General features: G+C 57.3%; 11 protein-coding genes. 9 read left to right on the forward strand and 2 right to left on the reverse strand.

The features are described 5' to 3' along the window. The first annotated feature begins 100 nt into the window (after positions 1-100). From KFJ24_RS06620 to KFJ24_RS06640, 5 genes are all read left to right on the forward strand, one after another. Entirely contained in the window at positions 101-751 is a 651-nt protein-coding gene (locus KFJ24_RS06620; RefSeq protein WP_250830273.1) for a type II secretion system protein N, read from the forward strand. An 8-nt stretch (positions 752-759) separates the two neighbouring features. Further along, on the forward strand, positions 760-1419 hold the full coding sequence (locus KFJ24_RS06625) for a transglutaminase-like cysteine peptidase (RefSeq protein WP_250830274.1): 660 nt from the start codon (positions 760-762) through the stop codon (positions 1417-1419). Positions 1420-1527: 108 nt separating this feature from the next. Then, a complete protein-coding gene (locus tag KFJ24_RS06630; protein ID WP_250830275.1) occupies positions 1528-3132 on the forward strand; it encodes an FAD-binding oxidoreductase in 1605 nt (534 codons plus the stop codon). Positions 3133-3134: 2 nt separating this feature from the next. Continuing rightward, positions 3135-4745 (forward strand): glycerol-3-phosphate dehydrogenase/oxidase, encoded by a 1611-nt coding sequence (locus tag KFJ24_RS06635; RefSeq protein WP_250830276.1) that lies wholly within the window; start codon positions 3135-3137, stop codon positions 4743-4745. Then, the gene (locus KFJ24_RS06640) at positions 4735-6294 is read left to right on the forward strand and encodes an FGGY-family carbohydrate kinase (protein WP_250832573.1); all 1560 of its coding nucleotides are present in this window, start codon (positions 4735-4737) and stop codon (positions 6292-6294) included. The genes KFJ24_RS06635 and KFJ24_RS06640 overlap by 11 nt, the downstream gene beginning before the upstream one ends. Here KFJ24_RS06640 and KFJ24_RS06645 read toward each other — a convergent pair. Continuing rightward, positions 6275-6949 (reverse strand): phosphoribosyltransferase, encoded by a 675-nt coding sequence (locus KFJ24_RS06645; RefSeq protein ID WP_250830277.1) that lies wholly within the window; start codon positions 6947-6949, stop codon positions 6275-6277. The two genes, KFJ24_RS06640 and KFJ24_RS06645, sit on opposite strands and share 20 nt — an antisense overlap. Positions 6950-7155: 206 nt before the next feature. Here KFJ24_RS06645 and KFJ24_RS06650 point away from each other — a divergent pair, with 206 nt between their 5' ends. After that, entirely contained in the window at positions 7156-8019 is an 864-nt protein-coding gene (locus tag KFJ24_RS06650) for a cyclic nucleotide-binding domain-containing protein (protein WP_250830278.1), read from the forward strand. Positions 8020-8057: 38 nt separating this feature from the next. Here KFJ24_RS06650 and KFJ24_RS06655 read toward each other — a convergent pair whose 3' ends face one another. Beyond that, entirely contained in the window at positions 8058-9329 is a 1272-nt protein-coding gene (locus tag KFJ24_RS06655; protein ID WP_250830279.1) for an MFS transporter, read from the reverse strand. A 252-nt stretch (positions 9330-9581) separates the two neighbouring features. On the opposite strand from KFJ24_RS06655, the gene KFJ24_RS06660 reads away from it, so the two are divergent. The 3 genes from KFJ24_RS06660 (at position 9582) to KFJ24_RS06670 (ending at position 12150) form a co-directional block, all read left to right on the forward strand. After that, the gene (locus tag KFJ24_RS06660; protein ID WP_250830280.1) at positions 9582-10424 is read left to right on the forward strand and encodes a hypothetical protein; all 843 of its coding nucleotides are present in this window, start codon (positions 9582-9584) and stop codon (positions 10422-10424) included. Positions 10425-10428: 4 nt separating this feature from the next. Beyond that, positions 10429-11247 carry an SDR family NAD(P)-dependent oxidoreductase gene (locus KFJ24_RS06665; RefSeq protein WP_250830281.1) on the forward strand — a complete coding sequence of 273 codons (819 nt, stop codon included), beginning with the start codon at positions 10429-10431 and terminating at the stop codon, positions 11245-11247. A gap of 183 nt (positions 11248-11430) precedes the next feature. Further along, a complete protein-coding gene (locus KFJ24_RS06670; protein WP_250830282.1) occupies positions 11431-12150 on the forward strand; it encodes a DUF2799 domain-containing protein in 720 nt (239 codons plus the stop codon). The last annotated feature ends 2 nt before the right edge of the window (positions 12151-12152 follow it).

Below are 12152 nucleotides of genomic sequence, written 5' to 3' on the forward strand. Positions count from 1 at the left end.
ACCACTGAATCACTCTAATACACTATACTGCCAATAAAACGTTGCAGTCTGATAACCTGTGGGCTTTTCCGGGCCCACCCAATTGCATTCAGGATGATCAATGCTCCCAATCAACCAACGGCTTCCCCTGCTTCTCGCACTTGTCGCGGGAGCCGCAATGCTGGGTGTGACAGCCTGGCAGGGTTATAGTTTCTGGCAAACGGAAAGCCAGCAAAGCACCCGGAATTCGGCTGAAACAAGCGCGGAGGCCTTGCCTCCCTCGCGACAGGAACCGACGGTCAACCTGGCCGCTCTGGATTTATTCGGGACGGCTACCAGTACCGGGACTAACGAACCGGTCGATACCGAGAATCTGCCGGAAACAAACCTTCGGCTTTTCCTCAGGGGTGTTCTTGCCGCAGACGGAGAGTTTCCCGGCAGCGCCCTTATTGAGGATGAAAAGAGCAAGACCGAAGCCTACCTGGTTGGAGACGAGCTCCCTGGTAATGCCACTCTCCGTTCTGTTCACCCCAACCGGGTTATCATCGAACGCAGTGGCAAGCTTGAAAACCTCTTTTTCCCGGAGTCTGAAGATCGCTCGGGTATGTCTTTTGCCGCCAGTAATCGGGAAAACGGGTCATCAGCCTCTGCCACTACCCAGTCAGCCCCCTCATCGACATCGCCTTCCGCGTCAGGCAAAGACCAGCGTCGTGAGGAAATTCGCAAGCGTCTCGAACAGCTCAGAGAGCGCCTGCGGAATAACAATAACTGAGCCCGGTCATGACGGCTGCTCTGACACTACGGCGCCGCTCCTCCCTGCTGCCTGCCTTGTTACTTGTAACCGCCGTGGTTGGGGCGCTTGAGCTCAGCAATAGCCTGATGAACTATGTGCAGGAAAAATTTGGCACCGAGGCGCATCAGCGGCTGGAAGACTGGCAGCGCCTTCACACTTTAGCCTCGAATGCCCCAATCGATCGCCAATTGAAACTGGTCAACTCATTCTTCAATCGGGTGACTTTCGTCAGTGATATCCAACATTGGGGGGAAGAGGATTACTGGGCAACGCCGGTGGAACTCCTGACCACTAACGGGGGCGACTGTGAAGACTTTTCCATTGCCAAATACCTTACCCTGAAGGCAATGGGTGTCCCCGACGGTCAGCTCCGTGTGATTTACGTTAACGCTCTGGAGCTTAACCAGGCACACATGGTTCTGGCCTGGTATCCCGAACCGGGTGCCGATCCGCTGATTCTCGACAACCTCATAAACGAGATTAAACCTGCTTCCCAACGCACTGATCTTGAACCTGTTTATAGTTTCAACGGAGAAGGCCTCTGGCTAAACCAGTCTGGCGGTGAACGTACACGCATCGGCGAAGCGCAGAAGCTTTCCCGCTGGCAGGAGCTTAATAGCCGGCTGACCGATTCCCTGCGTCCCTGAAAAACCCCGTGGCGGTAAATGACATCGCGTATGGCGCCAAGCGACAACGCTTTTCGCGGTAACAACTATAGAATGCCGCACATTACCTAACAATCAGGGAGTAACCCAATGCGACGCTGGAATGGCTGGGGCGATGAAAATTTCAATCTGGCTTTACCCGATGAGGGACAGTCTTTTCTCGCCGAACGGATTGGCGAAAGCCAGGCGCTTCCAGATGTTTCGTTGGCCTCGGTCTGCGCCGAGGTGCCTGCCACCCGGCTACCTGCCGACACCGAAGTCGACGCCTTGATTGATTGCAGTCCCGAGGCACGGGTTCGACATGCCCGCGGCCAGAGCCTTTCCGACTGGCTTGCCATGCGCAGCGGCAACTTTGGCGTGTTTCCTGATGGCATCGCCTACCCTCAAAGCAACATGGATGTGCAGAAACTCCTTCAGTACGCGAAAAGGCACGCTCTTCAACTGATTCCCTACGGTGGTGGCACCAGCGTCGCGGGACATATCAACCCAGTGGGCTCCGATAACCCCGTGCTGACGGTAGATATGGGTAAGATGAACCGACTGGTCGACCTGGACCGGGAAAGCCAGATCGCCACCTTCGGTGCCGGTACACCCGGCCCCCTGGTGGAATCCCAGCTTCGTGCTCAGGGCTACACCCTGGGACACTATCCCCAATCCTTTGAGCTTTCCACGATTGGCGGTTGGGTGGCCTCCCGCTCCAGTGGCCAGCAGTCCCTCCGGTACGGCCGGATTGAACAGCTGTTTGCAGGCGGTCGCATTGAAACCCTGAAAGGCACATTAGACCTGCCCACCTTCCCCGCCTCCAGTGCAGGCCCCGATATCCGCGAGTTCATCCTGGGATCGGAGGGCCGCCTGGGACTGATCACAGAAGTGAAAGTGCGCGTCAGCCGGTTACCGGATCAGGAAAGCTTCCATGTTGTCTTCTTCCCGGACTGGGAACAGGCCCGCACAGCCTGCCGCAAGCTGGTTCAAAATCGGACGCAGCTTTCCATGCTGCGTCTCAGCAATGCGACAGAAACCGAGACGCAACTGGCATTGGCCGGGCATCCCCGCCTTATCGGTCTGCTTGAAAGCTTCCTCTCCCTGCGTGGCGCCGGCAACGGCAAATGCATGATGACGTTTGGCTTAACGGGAAGCCCGCATCAATGCAAAAACGCACTTAAAGAAGTCCGGCAGATTTGCTCCGTATACAAGGGCGTCTATGCCGGTACCAGACTCGGCAAAAAATGGGCAGAAAAACGGTTCACCATGCCCTACCTGCGCGAAGCGCTGTGGCAGATGGGTTACGCCGTGGACACACTGGAAACCGCGACCGACTGGGACAACGTCGATAACCTCCTCGGACTGATCGAGAACAACCTTCGCGAGGGCCTGAACGAAAAGCACGAATCAACCCACGTGTTCACGCACCTTTCCCATTTCTACAGCCAGGGCTGCAGTATCTACACGACCTACGTGTTCCGGGTAGCGGATACTTACGAAGAAACCCTCGCTCGCTGGAAGACCCTGAAAACCCGCACGTCCGAGGTGATTGTCCGTAACCGGGGCACCATCAGTCACCAGCACGGCGTCGGCAAGGACCACGCTCCCTTTCTTCCGGTGGAAAAGGGCGAGCTTGGCATGCTGGCGATCCGTTCGCTGTGCGCAACCTTTGATCCTGACGCCCTTCTGAACCCCAAGACACTGGTGGAATGAACATGGCCGTGAATCGAGCAGCCGTCCTCACTGATTTACAAACCGGCAACAAGGAGTTCGACGTCATTGTGATCGGTGGCGGCATCACCGGCGCCGGCGTCGCCCGGGAGGCCGCAGGCAGCGGGCTGAGAACGTTACTGGTAGAGCAAAGGGATTTTGCCTGGGGAACCTCGAGCCGATCGTCCAAAATGGTCCATGGCGGGCTCCGTTATCTGGGAAGCGGCCAGTACAGACTCACCCGGGATGCCGTCCGGGAACGCCAACGGCTGATGACCGAAGCCCCGGGGCTCATTGAGCCTTTGCGGTTTATCATGCCCCATTTTCGCCACCAGTTTCCCGGACCAGGACTGTTCCAGCTACTGCTCGGCATTTACGACCGGATTGCACGTTTCCGCTCCCGACAACGGTTAACGCCAGGCGAAGCCAGTTTGTGGGTTCCGGGACTTACCCTCGACAATCTCACCGGCGCGAGCGGATTTACTGACGCGATTACCGACGACGCCCGACTGGTACAGCGGCTCATTGCCGAGGCCCGTCGGGACGGCGCATTCTGCATGAACTATGTGAAGGCGCTGGACATCGAGCGCTCCGGCGGCAAGGTGACCGGTGTAAAACTCCAGACGGAAGAAGACAGTCCGCCTCTCGAGGTATCGTCGCCGCTGGTTATCAATGCGACAGGCGTCTGGGCTGACCAGCTCCAGCCTTCGTCAGAGCCTTCCAGAAAAATGAATATTCGGCCACTTCGGGGTAGTCACCTGGTACTGCCGTGGTCCTGTCTGCCTGTGTCCTGCTGTGTCTCCCTCTTCCACCCTGACGATAAACGCCCGGTGTTTGCGTTTCCCTGGGAAGGGACCACCGTGCTTGGTACAACAGACCTGGATCATTCGGATGACTTGGCCCTCGAACCCGCAATTTCCCGGGAGGAGGTAGACTATCTGCTGAAAATCTCGGCGCGGCTCTTCCCCGGCTGCAATGTGTCAGAGGAAAACATCCTCTCGACCTGGGCCGGAGTTCGCCCCGTTGTCACAGACGGAACCGGCAAGGCGCCATCCAGGGAAAGTCGGGAGCATGAATTTCGTGAGGAAAGCGGCCTGATCAGTATTGCCGGCGGCAAACTGACTACCTTCCGTCTGATTGCCCGCGAGGCCCTTTCCCGTGGGCTCAAGCACGGTGAAGCAACTGATGGCCTGAGAGACCAGGATCAACCGGTCTTTACCGCTGCACCGGACATCCCACGGCCAGACGCAATCGGACATCGAACCTGGAACCGTCTGAAGGGTTACTACGGTAAAGATCTGACGCAGCTGCTCGCCTGCGGCCCCCTGAACCCGGTAAATCCGAGCAGCAGCGGAAACGATCTGATCTGGGCTGAACTTTACTGGGCCTGCGGGCAAGAGGATGTTCAGCACCTAGATGACCTTCTGCTCAGGCGGACGCGGCTTGGACTGATCATGCCTGACGGCGCCCAGACATTGCTCCCTGAACTGCGACAACGCTGCCAGCCTCTGCTGGGGTGGGATGACAGCCGGTGGGCCCGGGAGGAGGCCCGTTACCTTGAGATACGGAATCAGGCCTATGCCCTCCCGCACGGAGCGCAAAACCATGGCATCTGAGCCATTGATTCTGGCCATCGACAACGGAACCCAAAGCGTTCGGGCGCTTCTTTTCGATACTCAAGGCAACCTGGTCGGTAAAGGCAAACAGGAAATCGAGCCCTATTTTTCCGAGCATCCAGGCTGGGCGGAGCAGCATCCCGACTATTTCTGGGAGAACGTGGGCAAGGCCTGCCGGTTACTGTGGGAGAGTTCAGAAGCAAGCCCTCACCAGGTTGCCGGTGTCACCGTGACCACCCAAAGAGGTACGGTGATCAATCTGGACGCAGAAGGCCGGCCACTGCGCCCGGCGATCATCTGGCTTGACCAGAGGCATGCCAAAGTGGAGGGACCGGTAAAAGGCCCCTGGGGCTGGCTTTTCAAGTTGGCGCGACTGGAAAACACGATTGCCCGCTTCCGGGAAAAAACCCAGGCCAACTGGATTGCGCAGAACCAACCGGAGATCTGGCGTCAGACGCGCCACTTTCTCCTGCTGTCCGGCTACCTGAATTACCGGCTGACGGGCCGGTTCCGGGATTCCACCGGCAGCCAGGTAGGTTATCTGCCATTTAACTACCGCAAGCACCGGTGGGCCGGGCCACGGGATTTCAAGTGGCAAACGATGCCGGTAACCCCCGACATGCTGCCCGAGCTGGTAGAACCTGCCCAACCCCTGGGCCATCTCACCGCAGAGGCCGCCGCCCACCTGGGGCTCCCGGAGGGATTACCGGTCATCGCGGCCGCTTCGGACAAGGCCTGCGAGATTCTTGGGTCCGGGGGGCTCACGCCCGAGGTCGGTTGCATGAGCTACGGCACAACAGCAACCATTAACACCACAAGCAAACGCTATGTGGAACCCATACGGCTGATGCCTCCCTACCCCTCCGCATTGCCGGGCCATTACGCCACCGAGGTAATGATCTACCGGGGCTTCTGGATGGTGAGCTGGTTCAAACAGGAGTTCGGCCTGCGAGAACGACGGATTGCAGAACAACGGGGAATAGAGCCTGAAGCCCTCTTTGACGAACTGGTGAAATCGGTCCCGGCGGGCTCCATGGGCCTTATGCTGCAACCCTATTGGTCTCCAGGGGTTCGGCAACCCGGTCCCGAAGCAAAAGGTTCCATTATTGGTTTTGGTGACGTACACACCCGTTCCCACATCTACCGGGCCATTCTTGAAGGTCTCGCCTATGCCTTGCGGGAAGGGAAGGAAAAAATTGAAAAGCGCAGTGGTGTCAAAATCAGGACCCTGAGAGTCGCCGGCGGTGGCTCCCAGAGTGACGCAGCCATGCAACTCACTGCCGACGTATTCGGCCTGCCGGCCGAGCGCCCCCATACCTATGAAACCTCGGGTCTAGGGGCTGCCATAGATGCGTCCGTGGGGCTGGGCCTTCATCCGGACTTCGATACTGCCGTTGCCGCAATGACCCGGGTTGGTGATGTGTTCCACCCTCAGCCTGAAACAAGGGCGCTTTATGAGCGGCTGTATTCAGAGGTGTACCTGCAAATGTATCCCCGGCTGCAGCCACTGTACCGAAAAATTCGCGAGATCACCGGTTACCCGAAGTGACCCCCGGCTCTCTAGGGGCCAGATCCAGTGATTCACACACCTGATCGTCGGAGACCGGATTGAAATCGCTGTACCACCTGCCCACGTAACCGAAGTCGTTCCGCTCCTGCAGACAAACACAGTGGTCAACAATATCTTCATACCGGCTCACAGTGCCTGCAGGCGCAACCGGGAGGGCGACAATAACGGACCTGGCACCGGCCTTTTTCACAATCTCGATGGCCAGATCCATCGTACTCCCGGTCGCCAGCCCATCATCCACCAAGATCACCTGCCGCCCCTGAATCACAGCCGCCGCGGTATGGCGCCGATAAAGGATTTTCCTATGGCGAATAACCGTCATTTCCTGGTCTCGAATGGCCCGGATCTGGTCGGGGGTAATAGCGAGAGACTCAACCAGTTCTGAATTCAGGTGAGGAATCCCGTCCTCACCAACCGCACCCATGGCGACCTCCGGCTGCCAGGGCACTCCCATTTTCCGGATGTTGAGAAAATCAAGCTGCAGGTTAAGGCGGCGAGCGATTTCCTCTCCGACTGGCACGCCGCCCCTGGGCAAACCGAGCACAACTGCATCGGCCTCAAGAGCCATGCCCGCCAAAGCCTTGACCAACCTGGCGCCCGCATCTTTACGATCGAGAAAACGCTGACGTGCCATATCGATAGCCTCACGATTTCCATTCCCCAAACACCACATCAATCATCTGGCAATCTGCGAGCCTACATGCTGGCGGCGGAAAACAACCGTTATTTCGGTGGCTATTATTACGTTAGTCCTCTATACAGTAGATTGATAACATATATTTCTTTGTGACACCCTATGCCGATAGAGAATGCCAGTCACCGAATAAGATCCGGGAAGAAATGCCAGTTTCAGAAAGTATAGGCAAAGACCTGAATGGATGCAGTCAATGTCAGCAGCGTCATTCCTGCATTGTCGCCAACCTTCTCACCCCCAAGGCCCTTGATCGCTTTCCCGGCTTCAGCCGCCACGAGGCTATCTATATACGAAAACAACGTGTATTCAGCCAGGATGCAGAATTCTCAACCTGTTACATTGTCAAAACCGGCTCCGTGAAAGCGGTAAGCGTCGATTCCAAAGGCAATGAAAAAATAGTCGGCTTCTATTTGCCAGGGGATATATTCGGCTGGGAGGGCATCCACAAGGGACAACTCCCCTGCAGCGCAGTCGCCATGGAGCGGAGCACGGTGTGCAAGATTCCGCTTGACCACCTTGAGCAAGTCGCGTTATCCCGCCCTGATTTCCTGCACTCCATGCTCAAACTCATGAGCCGGGAGCTCAATACGGTGGAAACCCTGGCCGTTCTTTTAACCCGTTACACCGCGGAAGAACGGGTTGTCGCTTTCCTGCTGGAAATGTCCCAAAGATTTGCCGAACGTGGTTTATCGGCAAATTCTTTTCGCTTGCCTATGAACCGGACGGATATGGGCAATTATCTCGGCCTTGCCGTGGAAACGGTTTCCCGGATCCTGGGAAGAATCCAGCAGCGGGGGGACATCATCCTTCGAGGTAAGGAAGTCCGGATTCTGAAACCCGAGCGGCTTCACGGCATTTTTGACCGGTCAGACGAGCCAGGCAGTGACTGCCACGAAGAGGCCGGTGGCGTCTTTCACCCTATTTTTCCGGAACAACACAAAAACCCACCCTTCCGCACGCGGCGCAGTGAAACCAATCGTGGCGCCTTGAAGGCGCTCAGACTGGTTTAGACTTTCTGCGTTGCCGCGCCTGCACGGAAGATTCCCGGCTACTGGCTCTCTGCTTCCTCTGTATCAGGGGGAAGTGGCTCGCCATCGGCGCCCTGAAGCTGGTGATCGTACGCAGCCTGCAGGCCGGTTTCTTCCTCAACTTCCTCCTCGGGCGCATGGTCAATGTAACGTGGGTACAGTGGCGACAGGATTGCTGCCAGGATGCCGACCGCGGAGAATATGGAAAACGCATTGGCGTAGCCTAATTCATTCACCAGCACGCCAACGACGGGAGAGCCAGCCGCCTGGCCGAGCGAGACAGCCATAAACGGCAATACTGGTCCCATTGAAAGCCGGCCCGGCAACAGGCGGATGCCGGTCATCAGATAGAGCCCAGTCAGGCTCATATAGGCCAGACCGAAGACCAGTGCGGAAAATGCCGCGATCAGTATCTGACCGGGGCTGGCTGCAATCAGTGCCAGGCTCGCAGCCAGCGTCATAAGCATCAATGCTTGCGTGATGGCTGGGTTGTTACGATCGGCCAGGTCAGCTACCACAGCACCTCCCAGGCCAGCGATGCCGACCGCGAGCCATAGCCACCCGGTTGACCCGGGCGGCAGGGAGCCGAGGGTGACCACCAGATCGGGCGCGAAGATCCAGTACGCAGAAGAGACGAAGCCCATCACGAATGCAAACAGCGAAAGCCTGAAGAGACGCGACCACTGCAGGACGCTGATCGGAGGTGGCGGCGCAGCGTTCGCCGGCATGACCCGGGACACCGAGGGAATAAAGTACCACGCGGCGAATACTCCAATACCCGCCAGGATGGCGAAGGATCCGTACGCAAAGCGCCAGGCGCCCGCCAGGAACAGAACTGCCGGTACGGCAACGGCCACGCCAATGCTGGTGCCCGCGTTCATAACCGAGCTTACCCGCCCGTGCACCGAGCGATTCACCAGCGCCTGCATGGCGGCCGTGAGTGCCGGCATCATCAGGCCGGTGCAGATGCCGCAAGCGAACACCCCCACACCAAGCGATACGGCGCCGGAAGCCTGGCTTATCAGCGCCAGACCCACAACGCCGAAACCACCGGACATCACCGCCGTGTTGCGGGCACCCAGACGATCAGCGGAAAGCGGAGCGAACAGCGTGGCCAGCAGGAAACTGATGAGCGGCAGCGCGCCGATGATACCGATGACGTCCGGCGTCAGTTCCAGCTCGGCTCGGATGGGAGGTACGAACAGACCAAAGGCAAAGCGTGCAAGCCCGTAACTGATCGCAACCAGAGCGGCGCCAAACAGGGCAAACCCGGTGCTCGACAAGGGCTTCATGCCGAGCCCCTCCGTTGATACTCGACTCTGGCGTTTGCCTTGATCACCATGCAGCCCTCGCAAAAAAAAAGATAAGCCCTCAGGGGCCTGGGAAAGCCGAAAAGCAGACCCCCACAGCGTAGGATTTCTGCCATCCAGATTCAAACGATCTTCTGATCAACATGATTCGCAATGCGCCAAAACCGGAAATCTTTCATAATCGCCTCAACCTCGAAGCAGTGAATGTAGTTCACCCCTGGAGCAGTACTGAGTATGAAAACTTATAACTACTCTCTGGATTTAGAGCAGCCGTTCGACCTGCGGATGACGGTGGAAAGCCACGGGTGGTGCCAGCTTGCGCCCTGGCACTGGGACGGTGAGAGTCTTGAACGAACAGTAAGAATTGGCGCCAACGCGGAGTGGGCCCGCGTCCACCAGCCCTCCGAGGATCAGCTTCTTATCGAAACCTCCTCATCAAGCACCGCCGCTGTTTCCGAACGCGTCGCCCGCTGGCTGCAGCTGGACTGGAACCCCTCAGAATTTCTTGCGCTTTGCGACAGGAACGATCCGGAGATTGCCCGCTTCATACGGTCCGGTGGCGGTCGATTCCTGCGCGGCGACAGCTTCTTTGAGGATCTCATTAAAACGGTTTGCACCATCAACACGACCTGGAAACAGACCAAATCCATGGTCGCCTCTCTGGTTGCTCTGGGCGACGGCCTGTTCCCTGAGCCGGGGGAACTCCAGACGATTGGGCCCAGGCGATTGGCCGAAGAATGCAAGCTGGGGTTCAGAGCCAGGACCGTCGATACGGTGACCGATCAATTGCTGCAGGATCAAGTAATCCAGACCGATGGTTCTGCTCTTGGTGACATGGTCGACTACGACTACCTGATTTCGCTGAAAGGCATCGGCCCCTATGCTGCAGCACACACCATGATGCTTATGAGAAATTTTGAGACTCTTCCGGTCGACTCCGAAGTCAGCGCCTATCTTCGCCAGCAAGGGTTCGACCCGAAGGAGGCCCAAAATGCGTTTCAACACTGGGGCAAGTACCGGTTTCTCGGCTACAAGCTGAAACGCATTGTCGATAAAGCAAACTGGATTGGGGATTGATGCAATGACCAAACTAGCCCTGGTAACCGGTGCCAGCGCCGGAATTGGCCGTGAGACCTGCGCCCTCTTTGCCCGGGAAGGCTATCGGGTGATCGCCCTGTCCCGACAGCCGAGCGGCGTCGAGTCCACAGCCCTGGAAATCACATTGGACCTTGAATCCTTTGAGCAGATTGAAGGCCTTTCGGGCGCACTGGGCACCGAAATCGCCGGCGCCGAGCGGGTTATTCTGGTCAACAACTCGGGTTACGGGCAATTCGGCGCGCTTCGCGACCTGTCCGAATCCATGTGGCAAAAGCAATTCAGCACCCACGTATTCGGCCCCATCAAGCTGGCCGCCGTCTGCCTGAAACTCTGCGAGCGACACGGAATACCGTTACGGGTCATCGCGGTCAGCTCTGTCTTATCCATTGTGCCCCAGCCTATGAAAGGCGCCTACTGTGCCGCGAAGTCCGCGATGAACGCGGCACACGACAGCTTCTGGTTTGATGAACGGGGCAGCAAAAGCCTGGAAAGTGTCTCGCTTGTGCTCCCGGGCCCCGTGGCAACCCGGTTCAGAGAGCATGCTCTGGCCGCTTTAAAGCCCTTGCTTGGCCGGGCGAGCGCGACGCACCGGGAAAAGTACCAAGCACTGGAATCAGCACTCGCGCCCGGCGCCAGAATCAAACCATTTACAGCCAGTGCGTCGGACGTCGCCAAAAAGATATACAGGGCTGCAGAAGCAGCACGTCCCAAGCCACGATATTTTGTGACACCCCAGACATACATTGCTGATTTAATTACCCGATTTTTGCCCCACTCTGTCCAGCGGAGACTATTGGGTTAGGTAACCATCCCCTACAGCCGTTCCTGTTCCGGAAGCTTTACAAAAGGCTACGTAGTGAATCGTCTGCCACGGATGTCGCCGACCTTCGAAGTGCTACTATTACAGCCCTAAATCTATTCAGAATCCCCGGTGTATGACCGGGCGCCGCTTCATCATTCTCAATAATCTGGAAGAACACACTCTATGTTTAGCCGCAAAATATCCTGGTTTGCCACTGCCGCTGCGTTTCTCATGCTGGCCGGCTGCGCAACAATGAATGAGCAGGAATGTCGCGTCGCAGACTGGCACGCCATTGGTTATCAGCACGGTGCAAACGGCCAGGGCACACAAAGCTTCAGCGAATACCAGTCAGATTGTGCTGATCACAACATCCGCGCGGATTTCCAGGCATTCAAAGAAGGGCATAAGTCCGGATTGTCTGACTTCTGCGTGTTTGAACGCGGTAAAAACCTGGGACTGAAAGGCGCAAGCTACAACGCCAACTGCACTGCCACACGATACCCCGATTTCAAAGCGGGCTATGACATGGGGATTGAGGGATTCTGCACCTACGAAAACGGCCTCACATCCGGCAAAGCAGGAGGCAAGCTCAGCCCTGCATGCTCAGAATTCCCCCGTTTTGCAGAGGGCTATCAAGAAGGCTATGCCCGGCATGAGTTAGTGACAGCCATTAGCCGTGTTGACGACCAGCTAACTGCCACCGAGCAAAAGATCGTCGAAGAGCGGCAATTCATTGAAGATTCAGAGGCGCTCATCGTCAGTGATGGCACAACACCAGAACAGCGCGCCGATGCGCTTGAAGACATTAACTACCATCGGGAAGAGATTTCCCGCCTGAAACACGAACTACTCATCCTGGATGATGAGCGCAGGGAACTAATCCAGACACTGGAGACGCTCTAGCT

The organism is Marinobacter sediminum (assembly GCF_023657445.1).
Classification (GTDB): domain Bacteria; phylum Pseudomonadota; class Gammaproteobacteria; order Pseudomonadales; family Oleiphilaceae; genus Marinobacter; species Marinobacter sediminum_A.